Below are 11,662 nucleotides of genomic sequence, written 5' to 3' on the forward strand. Positions count from 1 at the left end.
GCCAGGGCAGCGGCTAAGGAGCCGAGCCCGGCAGGGTGCCCGTCTCGACCACCTGCTGGGCCACGGCGAAGAGCTTGATGTTCTGCTGGGACGAGAGCCGCTTGAGCACGGCGAAGGCCTGGTCCGAGGTCAGCGCGAATCGCTCGCGCAGGATCCCGGTCGCCTCGCCGATCAGCTGCCGGCTCGTCAGGGCGGTGTGCATCTGGTCGTGCCGCACGGTCGCACTGAGGGCCACGGAAGCGTGCGCCGCCGCGACGAGGCCGTCGAGCTTGTCCTCGTGGTCGAAGGCGTCGGGCTCGTAGGCGTAGAGGTTGAGCATGCCGATGCTGTCGTCCTCGACGAACAACCGGAAGCCCAGGTAGGCCCGCACCCCCGTCCGGTCGACCACCTCGCTCCCCCACCGCGGCCACCGGGCGTCCCTGCTGAGGTCGCCCACCGAGACCACGTCGACGGCCGGATTCCCGCTCATGGACGGTCCTTCGGCGAGGTCGTGCTGCAGGTCGTCCATGACCTGCAACGACGCATGCGTGTGGGCGCAGGTGTCGTTGCGTCCCGGCCGCAGCACGCAGACCCCGGCGACGTCGCAGGCGTCGATCAGGTCGACGGCCATCGTCGCGATGCGTTGCAGGGTGTCGGCGGGGTGCCGGGCCGCCGACATCTCCCGGGCGGCCTCGGCCAACCGCCGTCCGAACTCATGACGATCCATCCTCACGCATTCCCTCCGGCGGTTCGACCCCGACCGCATCGTATAGATGCACCGGTGGACCCCGAGCCGTCAGGCGGAGGGGACGGCCCGGGCGGCCGCTTCTTGACCGCCCGGGCCTGGGTCCCCTGCGAAGTCGCGACGCCGCAGGGACCTGGCCCGCAGTACCCGGATGCGCCGCAATGATCCGCTCCGGGCACGAGTGGGCTGCCTCACCCGGGAGGGATGAGGTGGAGCGTTGCTGCGCTGGCTAGCGTGTCCGGCGCGACGGACGTGGATGGGCTGGTGACCGGGTGCACTTCCTGCACAGCAACCCGCAGCGTCTCGCAGCAGAGTTCTTCGGCACGCTCTGGCTGGCCTTCGGCGGCTGCGGCGCGGCTGTGCTCGCGAGCGAGAACGTCCAGTGGCTCGCGACGTTGTTCGGCGAGGGTGAGCCCGAAACCCCGCTCGAGGTGGCGACAGAGGGATGACCAGGCCGTAGCCGGCCGAGAATGGGTGGCGATGGAGGATCCGGCCGCGCAAGCGACTCGAAGTGCCAGCCTGCGAGGGCGCGCCTCGCTGCTGGGGTGGGTGACGGCGGGGCTCGTCGTGCTCAGCCTGGTGCTGCTTGCGGTCGCGGCGTGGCAGCTCACGACGGTGGACGGCCGGGAGACCATCTCGGACACGGCTGTCCTCCCTCTGAGCGTGGAGTTCAGACCTCCCGGGCTGGCCGTGTTCCTGGCTGCCGTCGCGCTGGTCGCGGCCACCTTCCTCGCCCTGGCCGCGCTCGAGACGGCCACGGCGATGCAGGTCCTCAACCGCGACCGCCGCATCCCTCCCCCACTGCCGGCGCACCTGCAGCAGGCCCGCAGATGGACCTTGGGACCGATTGCTGTCCGCAGCCTGGCCATGGAGCACCCACCGGAGTGGCCGGCCCTCGCCGTCCCGAGCGAGGACCTGCCACCAGGCACCCGTCTGCGCTGCACCGTCCTGGTGCCCGCCCATGACGAGGAGGCCGTCATCGGCGCCACCCTGCGCTCGCTGGCCGACCAGACCCGGCGTCCGGACCGGATCATCGTGATCGCCGACAACTGCACCGACGCCACGGGCGAGCTGGCACGTGCCTGCGGGGTGGAGGTGGTGGAGAGCGTCGGCAACACCGAGAAGAAGGCCGGCGCGCTCAACCAGCAGCTCGCGCTGCTCCTGCCCTCGCTCGACGCCGAGGACGTCGTCCTGGTCATGGATGCCGACTCGACGATCTCCCCGGACTTCCTGGAGACCGCACTCGGCCTGCTCGAGGACGACGCAGACCTGATGGCGGTCGGCGGGCTCTTCTTCGGCGAGGGGGGCGGTGGGCTGGTCGGGCAGCTCCAGCGCAACGAGTACGGCCGCTACCAGCGGATCGTCGCCCGCCGGCTCGACCGGGTCTTCGTGCTGACGGGCACCGCCTCGGTGATCCGCGGTTTCGCCCTGAGCGCCGTGGCCCAGGCCCGGGGCTCCCTGATCCCCGGCCCACCGGGCAAGGTGTACGACACGCTTGCGTTGACCGAGGACAACGAGCTCACGCTCGCCCTGAAGACGCTGGGCGCCCAGATGACCTCCCCGCACCAGTGCCGGGTCACCACCGAGGTCATGACCCGCTGGCGCGACCTCTGGCGGCAGCGCCTGCGCTGGCACCGAGGAGCCGTGGAGAACATCGGCGCGTACGGGTTCACCCGCGCGACCGCGATGTACTGGACGCAACAGCTCGCGCTGGGCTACGGCGTTGTCGCCCTGTGGTCCTACCTCCTCCTCCTGGCCATCACGCTCCTGGCGGCCGACAGCATCCGCTGGTCGCCCTTCTGGGTGGGCATCGGCCTGGTGTTCCTCCTCGAACGACTGGTCACCGTGTGGGCAGTCGGGTGGCGGGCCCGCGTGCTGGCCGTGCCCGTGGTGATCGAGCTCGCCTACGCCGCCTTCCTCCAGGCCTGCTTCGTGACGTCGATCGTCCAGATCGCCACCGGACGCAAGGCCGGGTGGAACTACGTCGCCCGCCCCGCTCTTCAGGCGGCGACGCTTCCGGTGCTCGTCGCGTTCGGCATCGTGCTCCCGAGCTCGGTCCTCCTGACGGACTGGTACCGGTCCCTCAGCATCTGGGTGGCGTTCAACACCCTCGTCTTCGTCGTCCTCAGCCTCCTGCAGCTGCTTCCGCCGCTGCGCCGCGACGCCCGGCGTGCCTGGTCCAGGCGGGGCGACGCCCACGAGCCTGCAGGGGACATGCGAAACGGCTCCTGACCTGCGTTGATGCAGGTCAGGAGCCGATTTCTACTGCTCCCCCGGTTGGACTCGAACCAACAACCCTCCGATTAACAGTCGAATGCTCTGCCAATTGAGCTACAGGGGATCGCTTGTGCAGCGAGGCGAAACCTTAGCAAGCCTCGACACCGCGGGTGAAATCAGGGCATCCCCACGTCACGACGGGCCAGCTCGAGCGCCTCGCTGGCCGCGGCACGGACCTCCGGGTCGTCGGGGTCGACCCCCTCGTCGTACTCGTAGACCCACTCGACACCACCCGCACCGGACGGTGCACGGCGCGCGATCACCCGCAGGCTGCGGCTCCGGCCGAGCGTCACGTGGCGCTGCAGCACGACGCTGGCGGTGACCCGCTCGCGGACCAGCTCGAGCAGCCGCCCCGGATCGGTGAGCGTGGCGGTGTGCACTGGTCGCTCCTCGCCCCAGCTGCCGACCTCGGAGAGCCGGAACGTGTCGGTGTCGCGGTCCCAGTTGGCCGCCTCGACCTGCTCCCAGGGCACCCGCCGGGTCTCGCCGTCCCGGACGACGTAGAACGCGTCACGGGTGCCGGCGAGGACCGCACCGTCGGTCGCGGTGGTCATGGCGAGCACCTTCTCGCCGCGCGGCACCGTCACGGACGGGACGAGCGAACGCCTCCGCCAGCTGATGGGCATCATCAGGACTGGCCTCCCGGCTGGCCCACGGCACCCTCGCGCAGCTTGCGGCGGTGCTGCTCCAGCATCACCAGCTCGCCGAACATGCGGTTGTAGTCGAGCGCCTGGTCGACGGGGTTGGTGCGCTGGAGGCGGGCCTTGACGTCGGCGATGCGCCGGGAGGTGGTGAGCTCCTGGAGCCGGTAGACGTAGGCGACGGCGAACGTCGGGTTCGGGTCCGTGGTGCCGCGGACCGGCTCGACCCCGAGCTCGGTGACCGCCGCGACGACGGCGGGGTCGGTGGCCGACCCGCGCACCTTGGCGGCCCAGCCGGCGTCGTCGACGCCGGCGACGGGCCCGCCGGCCGCGGTCACCGCCTCCCAGACGCCCTGGAACGTCGGATGGGTGAAGTCGCCCGTGGTCACGTGGGCGGTCGTGCGGCCCACCCCGGCGGGGTGCTGGATGACGAGCTTGAGCAGCTCGCGCTCGATCAGGAACCGTGGGTCGGACAGGCTCGGCAGCGCCGGCCGGGCCGGCTCCGGCGCCTGAGGGGCGTCGCCGCCGCGGACCGGACGGCGCTCGTCCTTGGCGGCGGCGGCGGGGCGATCGGCTGCCCGACGCACCTCCGCCCGCACCTGGTCGAGGTCGACCCCGACCATGTGCGCGAGCTCGCGGGAGAACGTCTCGACCTTGGTCTTGTCGCGGATGCCGGCCACCAGCCCGGCGGCGTCGCGAAGCGCGTCGACGCGGCCGTCGGCGCGGTCGAGGTCGTAGCGGGTGAGGACGTTGTCGAGCGCGAAGCGGTAGAGCGGCTTGCGGCTCGCGACCAGCTCGCGCACGGCCTCGTCGCCCTCCTTGAGCCGCAGGTCGCAGGGGTCCATCCCCTCGGGGGCCACGGCGACGTAGGTCTGCGAGGCGAACACCTGGTCGCTGTCGAGCACCTTCATGGCCGCCTTCTGCCCGGCCGAGTCGCCGTCGAAGGTGAAGATCACCTCGCCGCTGGTGGTGTCGTGGTCGCCGAGGAAGCGGCGCAGCACCCGCGCGTGGTCCTGGCCGAAGGCCGTGCCGCACGAGGCCACCGCGGTCTTGACGCCCGCGAGGTGGCAGGCCATCACGTCGGTGTAGCCCTCGACGACGACGGCCTGCTGGGCGTCCTTCATCGCGGTGCGGGCCAGGTCGATGCCGTAGAGCACCTGGCTCTTCTTGTAGATCGCGGTCTCGGAGGTGTTGAGGTACTTCGCCTCGATGCGGTCGTCGTCGAAGATCCGGCGTGCGCCGAAGCCGATCGTGTCGCCGTTGGCCTCCCGGATCGGCCACACCAGGCGGCCGCGGAAGCGGTCGTAGTGGGAACGCCCCAGCGCGACGAGACCGGCCGCGACCGACTCCTCGTCGCTGAACCGCCGACCGCGCAGGTGGCGCACCAGCGCCTCGCCGTCGCGGGGTGCGAAACCCACCCCGAAGGTCGCGGCCGCGGACTGGTCGAACCCGCGCTCGTGCAGGAACTGCCGCGCGACCACGGCGTCGGGGCCGGCCAGCTGCTCGGCGTAGAACTGCTGGGCGACCTTGTGCGCCTCGATCAGTCGGCCGCGGGCCGGTCCGCGGGGTCGTACGGGCTCGTCGTCGCCCTCCTCGCGGCGCAGCTGGACGCCGAACTTCTCGGCGAGCCGCTCGACGGACTCGGTGAAGGTGAGCCCGTCGACCTTCATCAGGAAGGAGATGACGTCACCGCCCTCGCCGCAGCCGAAGCAGTGGAAGAACTGGCGGGCCGGGTTGACGTTGAACGACGGCGTCTTCTCGTCGTGGAAGGGGCACAGGCCCTTGAGCGACCCGCCGCCCGCGCGCTTGAGCGTGACGTAGCCCGACACCACGTCGTCGATCCGCGCCTTCTCGCGCACCTCGGCGATGTCGTCGTCGCGAATCCGGCCTGCCACGCCGGGGAGTCTACGGGCGCCCTCCCACGAGCACGCCGGAGTCTCCACAACGGCTGCCGGCGCCCCGGATCCTCGCGTCCGGCCACCCCTTGGGGCGTACGTCGCTGGTGCCCCGTGGGTGCGTCTGGGAAGGTCGAAGCATGACCGCTCAGCACGGCGCTCCAGAGGGTCAGACCCAGGACCAGACCCTCGGCGCACTCGTCCACCAGCTCACCCAGCAGGTCCCCGAGCTCATCCGCTCGGAGATGCGCCTCGCCCAGGCGGAGGTCGCGCAGAAGGGCAAGCGCGCAGGCGTCGGGATCGGCATGTTCAGCGTCGCCGGCCTGCTCGCGTTCTTCGCGTTCGGGTCGATCGTGGCGACCGCGATCCTCGCCCTCTCGCTCGTCGTCGACGCCTGGCTGGCCGCCCTCATCGTGGCGCTCGTCCTGCTCGCCGGCGCCGCCGTGGTCGGCATGGTCGGCAAGAACAAGGTCGCCGAGGCCGGACCCCCCGCCCCCGAGCGGGCGATCCAGGGGCTGAAGGAGGACATCGCGACGGTGAAGGGAGACCACCATGAGTGACCAGACGCCGGAGAAGACGCCGGAGCAGCTCGAGGCCGAGATCGCACTGCAGCGCGAGCAGCTGGCCGGGACCGTCGACCAGCTCGCCGCCAAGCTCGACGTGAAGTCGCAGGCGCAGCAGCGGGTGGCCTCGCTCAAGGACGCCGCCACGACCGACACCGGCCAGCCCCGCACCGAGGTGCTCGCGGCCGCCGGCTCGCTCGTGGCGATGGTCGTGGTGCTGCTGCTGTGGCGGCGCCGCGGCGACCACTGAGCACCACCGCGGGCACCACACCGCACACAGAAGCCACACCAGGGAAGGGAGACCCCATGAATAAGCTCATGCTGCTCGTCGCCGGAGGTGTCGGCTACGTGCTCGGCACGCGTGCGGGCCGGGAACGCTACGAACAGATCAAGAAGGCGGCCACCCGCGTCAAGGAGGACCCGCGGGTCCAGGAGAAGGCGCACCAGGCGGCCGACCTCGCCAAGGACAAGGCCCCCGTCGTCAAGGACAAGGTCGCCGCGGCGGCCAGCACGGCGGCCGACAAGGTGACGCCCTCGGGCGGCAGCGGCGACCACCGCTCCGACCTCGAGGAACAGCTGCACCCCGACAGCACGGCCCGCCAGGACGACCCGTACCCGCAGGGCAACCTGCCGTAGGTCGTCGCACGCACGCCTGAAAGGGGCCCGGCCATCTGGCCGGGCCCTTTTCAGGTGAGCGCGGCGTGACGTGCGACGGCGCTGGCGTCGGTCAGTGACGCGACCTGGTCGACGACCACGCGTCGCCGCTCGGCGTCGTCGTCTGCGTGCTCCCAGTCCTCGACGAAGACCGGGTCGAGGCCGTCGACCCCGCGCGCCCACAGCGCCTCGACGAGCTCCGCGACGAGCTGGCGCTGGCGTTGCATCAGCGCCACCCGGTCGTCGGCCTGCATCACGTAGTGGGCGGCGATCCCCTTGAGGACCCCGATCTCGACCTCGGTGGCCTCGGGCACCACCAGGTCGGCGCGGTGCCGCACGGGCGGCTCCCCCGCCGTCGCGGCGAAGGTCGCCTGCTGCACGCTGCCGCAGAAGCGGCCGATGAGGTCGCTGGTGAGGTTCTTGATCGCGGCGAGGCTGCGCCTGCTCCCGTCGTACGACGACCGGGGCCAGCTGCCCACCGCCCGCAGGTCGGCCAGTGCCACGTCGAGGGCGGCGTCGTCGGCCCCGGGCAGGTACCACGAGCGGACGGTCTCCCAGAGAGCGTCGCGGTCGAGCCGGGTGAGGTCGAGGCGACCGGCCACGATGCCGTCCTCGACGTCGTGCACCGAGTAGGCGACGTCGTCGGCGAGGTCCATCACCTGGGCCTCCAAGCAGCGCCGGCGGCCCTCGACGCCCGACCGCACCCAGTCGAAGACCGGGCGGTCGTCGTCGTAGACACCGAACTTCACCACGACCCGCGGCGTGCCGTCGGCGTGGACCCCGTGGGGCCCGGTCGCCTCCGCCCGCGCCCAGGGGTACTTGGTGCAGGCGTCGAGCGTGGCGCGCGTCAGGTTGAGCCCGACCGAGCGACCGTCGGCGTCGAAGGTCTTCGACTCCAGCCGCGTCAGCAGGCGCAGGGTCTGCGCGTTGCCCTCGAAGCCGCCGCAGTCGGCGCTGAGCTCGGCCAGCACCCGCTCGCCGTTGTGGCCGAACGGCGGGTGGCCGAGGTCGTGGGCGAGCGCTGCGGTCTCCGCGATGTCGGGGTGCGTCCCGATGGCCCGGGCCAGGTCGCGGGCGACCTGCGCCACTTCGAGGCTGTGCGTGAGGCGGTTGCGGACGAAGTCGTCGGTCTGCGGTCCGACGACCTGCGTCTTGGCCGCGAGCCGGCGCGACGCCGCCGCATGGACGACGCGCGCCCGGTCGCGCTCGAACGCGAGGCGCACCGGCGCCTCCACCCGCTTGGGTGGCTCGGCGACGATGCGCTCGCGCGCCGAGTCGTCGTACGGGTCCTCGATGCTCATGGGCCGGTCAGCCTAGCGAGCGCCTCGGACGCCGGCGACGCCCCGCCTCAGTAGACCGTGACGTGCACGTGGTCGTAGTGGTTGGCGGTCGTCGAGCCACGGTCGGACATCCCGCGCCAGCCCTCGCCGGAGCGCTCCACGGACCAGATGTTCTGCGAGTAGATGATGTACTCGATGCCCAGCGAGGCGTAGTTGGCACGCAGGAAGTTCGCGATGGCCCAGCCGGTCTCACCGGTCACCATGATGTCGATGGCACGACCCTGGCCGTGCTCGCCGTCACCGCGCCACGTGCCGTAGCTGGTCACGGAGGGCCAGTTGGCGCACACCACGTCGTGGATGTCGTAGAGCGCCGCGTGACCGGCGTCGATGGACGAGCCGTTGGAGCAGACCCCGCCCAGGCTCGGGCCGGCGGGTTCCTTGGGCTCGGGCTTGGGCTTCTCGGCGCTGAGGTAGTCGGAGGTGACCCAGCGCGACTGGCCGTCGATGACGACCTGGGTGCGGCCGGCCTGCTTGCGGCCGGTCACGGACACCTGCTTGATGGCGCCGATGACGCCCAGCTGGTCGGACGCCTCGGACGGGCCGTCCCAGAGGTTGAGGACGTCGGTGGTCCACACGGCGTCGTCGACCTTCTCGGCCAGCTGGCGGGCCTTCCTGTTCACGCTACGGTCCTCGCGTGCCGCGGCGATCTTCTTGCGCGCGGCGGCCTCGGCCTTCGCGGCGGTGCGGATCTGCGAGCGCGAGACGGTGGTCGTCTCGCTGCGCCGACGGAGCGTGGTGTCGTCGACGGTTGCTCCGGCCGCCGGCTGGGAGGTGCCGGACGAGGCGAGCAGGTTGTCGTTGGTCGCCGGCTCGGCGGCGAGGACGCCCATGGTCACCGCGGACAGCGTCGCCACGACGGCGAGCGGTGCGGAGACGAGGACGGAACGGGGGATCCGAGACGGACGGGGGGTGGTAGCAGGGGCTTCCCGCTTGTGGCGATGCTGAGCCACAGCGCTGATCCTTTGCACTTGCTGACGGGGGACGTTGCGCCGATCCACGAGCCCGGAAACGGGGGAAGAACTCGTGCCCACGTCGACGCGATCATCGAGTGAAGCACAGGAAACTCGGCCTGTCCCAATCTTCCCCGGTAAATTCCAGCGTGTTCCGGCTCACCGTCACGGGATCCGTGCGTACGACGCCGGCGCCGCGGGATCAGCCCCCGGTGGTCTCGTCGACGTCCTCGCGCAGGTGCGCGCCGCGGCCGTCGGTGTCGTCGAGCCACCCGTCGGGGAGCACGACCCGCTTGCGTGGCGCCCCCTGTCGTCCGCGTGGCGTGCCGAGCTCGCGCTCGGGGAACGGCGCGGCGTCGTCGAGCCCCGAGAGCAGCTCGTCGAGGGAGGCGAGCGAGTCGACGAGGGCCAGCTGGTGGCGCAGCTCACCGCCGGCGGGGAACCCCTTGAGGTACCAGGTGATGTGCTTGCGGAACTCCTTGCAGCCCCGCTCCTCCCCCATGTGCTCGGACAGCAGCTCGGCGTGGCGACGCATCATCGCCTTGACCTCGCCGAGGACGGGGAGGGTGGCGACGTCCTCGCCGTGGAAGGCCGCGGCCAGGTCGCGGAAGAGCCACGGGCGCCCGAGGCAGCCACGGCCGACGACGACGCCCGCGGCGCCGGTCTGCTCGACCATCCGCAGCGCGTCGGCGGCCTCCCAGATGTCGCCGTTGCCGAGGACGGGGATGTCGACGTGGTCGACGAGGGCGGCGATGGCGTCCCAGTCGGCCTCGCCGGAGTAGGCCTGCTGCACGGTGCGCCCGTGCAGGGCGATCGCGGCGACACCGCTCTCCTGGGCGAGGCGGCCCGCGTCGAGGTAGGTCAGGTGGTCGTCGTCGAGGCCCTTGCGGGTCTTCATCGTCACCGGGACGTCGTACGGCGCCGCGGCGGCGACCGCGTGCTCGAGGATCTCGCCGAGGAGGCCGCGCTTCCACGGCAGCGCTCCCCCGCCGCCCTTGCGGGTCACCTTGGGCACCGGGCAGCCGAAGTTGAGGTCGACGTGGGCGACGCCGTGGTCGGCGCAGAGGATCTCCACGGCCTTGCCGATGTAGACCGGGTCGGTGCCGTAGAGCTGCACCGACCGCACCGTCTCCAGCTCGTCGAAGGTCAGCATCTTCTTCGTGACCTCGTCGCCCTCGACGAGGCCGCGGCTGGTGATCATCTCGGAGACGTAGAGCCCGGCGCCCTGCTCGGCGCAGAGGCGGCGGTAGGCGGCGTTGGTGATGCCGGCCATCGGCGCGAGCACGACGGGGGTGTCGACGCGCAGCGAGCCCAGGGTGAGGGAGTCGGGCACGACGGTCATGCCCCCATTGTCGGAGCCGGATCGGGCCCGGCCCAAATCAGCCGGGTCCGCGCGTCCGGCCGGTCTCCTGCTCGCAACGCGGGATCACCACATGAATCGCTCGAACGGCACCGAGATGTCGCTGCCGAAGTCCGAGGCCCGCTCGCAGTCGCGTCCCCCGACGGGACAGCGCACGAGCACCGCTCCGCGCGCCGTGGTCAGCTGGAAGACGTAGCTCGCATCGTCCTCGAAGCGCGCCGTCTGCTCGTGGTCGTTGATGATCGACCAGGTGTCCTCGGTGATCTTCGGACCGAACGCGATGTGGTCGACCAGCGAACCGTCGGCCATGGACCGTACGTCGAGGATGGCGCGGCTCGTGAAGCCGGAGCGGGTGATCCGCAGGCCGATCGCCGTCGCCCCGTCGGGCGAGACGTCGAGCGGCTGGAACGGGGCCGACCACGCCGGCACGACCGGCGCCGAGATCGGGGTGGGGCCGAAGTCGCGACCGGTGGTGCGCACGAACATCAGGTCGCGCCGGAGGTCGGCGTAGACCGCGGAGGTCGCGACCCGGGTGAAGCGCTCGTCGCCGGCCCAGTCGGCGACCCGGAGCCGGCCGAACTCGTTGTCGTACCAGGTGAGGACGTGACCCGCGTCGGCGTCGAACGGCTGGAAGAACGCGCCGCTGTAGCTGGTCCCGCCCAGCCTGCCGGTCGCGGTCGCGCGCAGCTGCGTCGTGCTCCCCCCGCGGTCGTAGGTGGTGGTCAACAGCTGGGCGCCGTCGCGGGAGAGCCGGAAGCCGACGTAGGAGTCGGCGTAGTAGGGCATCCGCGAGCGCGGCACCCGGACCGGCGCGGCGCCGGGGCGCACGAGGTCGACCGTGGCCTCGCCGGGACCGCTGGAGGAGTCGGCGCGCCGCCACGTCGCCACCGCCCACGCGGTGCCGACGGCGCCCAGGAGCGCGATCCGCTGGCGGCCGTGCGGGATGCCGACGCGGACGGTGGTGCCGTCCGCGGCGTGGATGACGCCGTCCTGGAGATGATCGACGGCCGCGTCCGGGCCGCGGTCCAGCTCCCGCGGGTCGATGGTCCGCGGTCCCGACGCCCGGTCACGGGTGCGGTCCTGGCTCGGGGCAGGGTCGGCCAGCGCCACCGGCGCGGTCGAGGCGGCCACCCCGGACAGCACCACCCCGAGCGCGGTCAGGGTCAGGAACGTGGCCGTACGACGACGCATGGTGATCCCCCGATCGTGGACCCTCCAGGTCCGGACCGCCCCAGCGTGCCACCGGCGCCGACGGGGC

Annotated in this window: 12 protein-coding genes and 1 tRNA gene; 5 read left to right on the forward strand and 8 right to left on the reverse strand. The window is 71.9% G+C overall.

The features are described 5' to 3' along the window. Positions 1-13: 13 nt before the first annotated feature. Positions 14-706, reverse strand: coding sequence for a GAF and ANTAR domain-containing protein (locus AC1DP1_RS05755; RefSeq protein WP_477506048.1), 693 nt, complete (start codon positions 704-706; stop codon positions 14-16). Positions 707-996: 290 nt separating this feature from the next. On the opposite strand from AC1DP1_RS05755, the gene AC1DP1_RS05760 reads away from it, so the two are divergent. Together AC1DP1_RS05760 and AC1DP1_RS05765 are read left to right on the forward strand one after the other, a co-directional pair. After that, positions 997-1,173: a hypothetical protein gene (locus tag AC1DP1_RS05760; protein WP_477506049.1), complete on the forward strand. Its 177-nt coding sequence runs from the start codon at positions 997-999 to the stop codon at positions 1,171-1,173. 31 nt (positions 1,174-1,204) lie between these two features. Continuing rightward, positions 1,205-2,956 (forward strand): glycosyltransferase family 2 protein, encoded by a 1,752-nt coding sequence (locus tag AC1DP1_RS05765; RefSeq protein WP_477506050.1) that lies wholly within the window; start codon positions 1,205-1,207, stop codon positions 2,954-2,956. Between the two features lie 36 nt (positions 2,957-2,992). On the opposite strand, the gene AC1DP1_RS05770 is transcribed toward AC1DP1_RS05765, so the two are convergent. The 3 genes from AC1DP1_RS05770 to dnaG form a co-directional block, all read right to left on the reverse strand. Continuing rightward, positions 2,993-3,065: transfer RNA gene (locus AC1DP1_RS05770), tRNA-Asn, on the reverse strand. 52 nt (positions 3,066-3,117) lie between these two features. After that, positions 3,118-3,555 (reverse strand): hypothetical protein, encoded by a 438-nt coding sequence (locus AC1DP1_RS05775; RefSeq protein ID WP_477506051.1) that lies wholly within the window; start codon positions 3,553-3,555, stop codon positions 3,118-3,120. A gap of 74 nt (positions 3,556-3,629) precedes the next feature. Then, the gene (gene dnaG, locus AC1DP1_RS05780; protein WP_477506052.1) at positions 3,630-5,537 is read right to left on the reverse strand and encodes a DNA primase; all 1,908 of its coding nucleotides are present in this window, start codon (positions 5,535-5,537) and stop codon (positions 3,630-3,632) included. Between the two features lie 140 nt (positions 5,538-5,677). Here dnaG and AC1DP1_RS05785 point away from each other — a divergent pair, with 140 nt between their 5' ends. From AC1DP1_RS05785 to AC1DP1_RS05795, 3 genes are read left to right on the forward strand one after another with little or no spacing between them, the layout of a single operon-like run. Beyond that, on the forward strand, positions 5,678-6,097 hold the full coding sequence (locus AC1DP1_RS05785; RefSeq protein WP_457189907.1) for a phage holin family protein: 420 nt from the start codon (positions 5,678-5,680) through the stop codon (positions 6,095-6,097). Then, complete coding sequence (locus AC1DP1_RS05790) at positions 6,090-6,350, forward strand: DUF3618 domain-containing protein (RefSeq protein ID WP_457189909.1); 261 nt, start codon at positions 6,090-6,092, stop codon at positions 6,348-6,350. The genes AC1DP1_RS05785 and AC1DP1_RS05790 overlap by 8 nt, the downstream gene beginning before the upstream one ends. 56 nt (positions 6,351-6,406) lie before the next feature. Further along, positions 6,407-6,736 carry a YtxH domain-containing protein gene (locus AC1DP1_RS05795; protein WP_477506053.1) on the forward strand — a complete coding sequence of 110 codons (330 nt, stop codon included), beginning with the start codon at positions 6,407-6,409 and terminating at the stop codon, positions 6,734-6,736. 50 nt (positions 6,737-6,786) lie between these two features. Here the strand turns inward: AC1DP1_RS05795 and AC1DP1_RS05800 are convergent, their stop codons facing one another. The 4 genes from AC1DP1_RS05800 to AC1DP1_RS05815 form a co-directional block, all read right to left on the reverse strand. Then, positions 6,787-8,055: a deoxyguanosinetriphosphate triphosphohydrolase gene (locus AC1DP1_RS05800; protein ID WP_477506054.1), complete on the reverse strand. Its 1,269-nt coding sequence runs from the start codon at positions 8,053-8,055 to the stop codon at positions 6,787-6,789. 47 nt (positions 8,056-8,102) lie between these two features. Next, positions 8,103-8,924 (reverse strand): VldE C-terminal domain-containing protein, encoded by an 822-nt coding sequence (locus AC1DP1_RS05805; RefSeq protein WP_477506267.1) that lies wholly within the window; start codon positions 8,922-8,924, stop codon positions 8,103-8,105. A 322-nt stretch (positions 8,925-9,246) separates the two neighbouring features. After that, positions 9,247-10,386, reverse strand: coding sequence for a tRNA dihydrouridine synthase DusB (dusB, locus tag AC1DP1_RS05810; protein ID WP_477506055.1), 1,140 nt, complete (start codon positions 10,384-10,386; stop codon positions 9,247-9,249). Positions 10,387-10,470: 84 nt separating this feature from the next. Then, the gene (locus AC1DP1_RS05815) at positions 10,471-11,595 is read right to left on the reverse strand and encodes a hypothetical protein (RefSeq protein ID WP_477506056.1); all 1,125 of its coding nucleotides are present in this window, start codon (positions 11,593-11,595) and stop codon (positions 10,471-10,473) included. Positions 11,596-11,662: the final 67 nt, after the last annotated feature.

It is taken from the genome of Nocardioides sp. P4_G10 (assembly GCF_056401175.1).

What these genes read in the sequence shown, in the direction of transcription:
- AC1DP1_RS05755 (WP_477506048.1), bottom strand. Translation starts at nt 706, where the DNA reads ATGGATCGTCATGAGTTCGGACGGCGGTTGGCCGAGGCCGCCCGGGAG.
- AC1DP1_RS05765 (WP_477506050.1), top strand. Translation starts at nt 1,205, where the DNA reads ATGGAGGATCCGGCCGCGCAAGCGACTCGAAGTGCCAGCCTGCGAGGG.
- AC1DP1_RS05775 (WP_477506051.1), bottom strand. Translation starts at nt 3,555, where the DNA reads ATGACCACCGCGACCGACGGTGCGGTCCTCGCCGGCACCCGTGACGCG.
- AC1DP1_RS05785 (WP_457189907.1), top strand. Translation starts at nt 5,678, where the DNA reads ATGACCGCTCAGCACGGCGCTCCAGAGGGTCAGACCCAGGACCAGACC.
- AC1DP1_RS05790 (WP_457189909.1), top strand. Translation starts at nt 6,090, where the DNA reads ATGAGTGACCAGACGCCGGAGAAGACGCCGGAGCAGCTCGAGGCCGAG.
- AC1DP1_RS05795 (WP_477506053.1), top strand. Translation starts at nt 6,407, where the DNA reads ATGAATAAGCTCATGCTGCTCGTCGCCGGAGGTGTCGGCTACGTGCTC.
- AC1DP1_RS05800 (WP_477506054.1), bottom strand. Translation starts at nt 8,055, where the DNA reads ATGAGCATCGAGGACCCGTACGACGACTCGGCGCGCGAGCGCATCGTC.
- AC1DP1_RS05805 (WP_477506267.1), bottom strand. Translation starts at nt 8,924, where the DNA reads ATGGGCGTCCTCGCCGCCGAGCCGGCGACCAACGACAACCTGCTCGCC.
- dusB (WP_477506055.1), bottom strand. Translation starts at nt 10,386, where the DNA reads ATGACCGTCGTGCCCGACTCCCTCACCCTGGGCTCGCTGCGCGTCGAC.
- AC1DP1_RS05815 (WP_477506056.1), bottom strand. Translation starts at nt 11,595, where the DNA reads ATGCGTCGTCGTACGGCCACGTTCCTGACCCTGACCGCGCTCGGGGTG.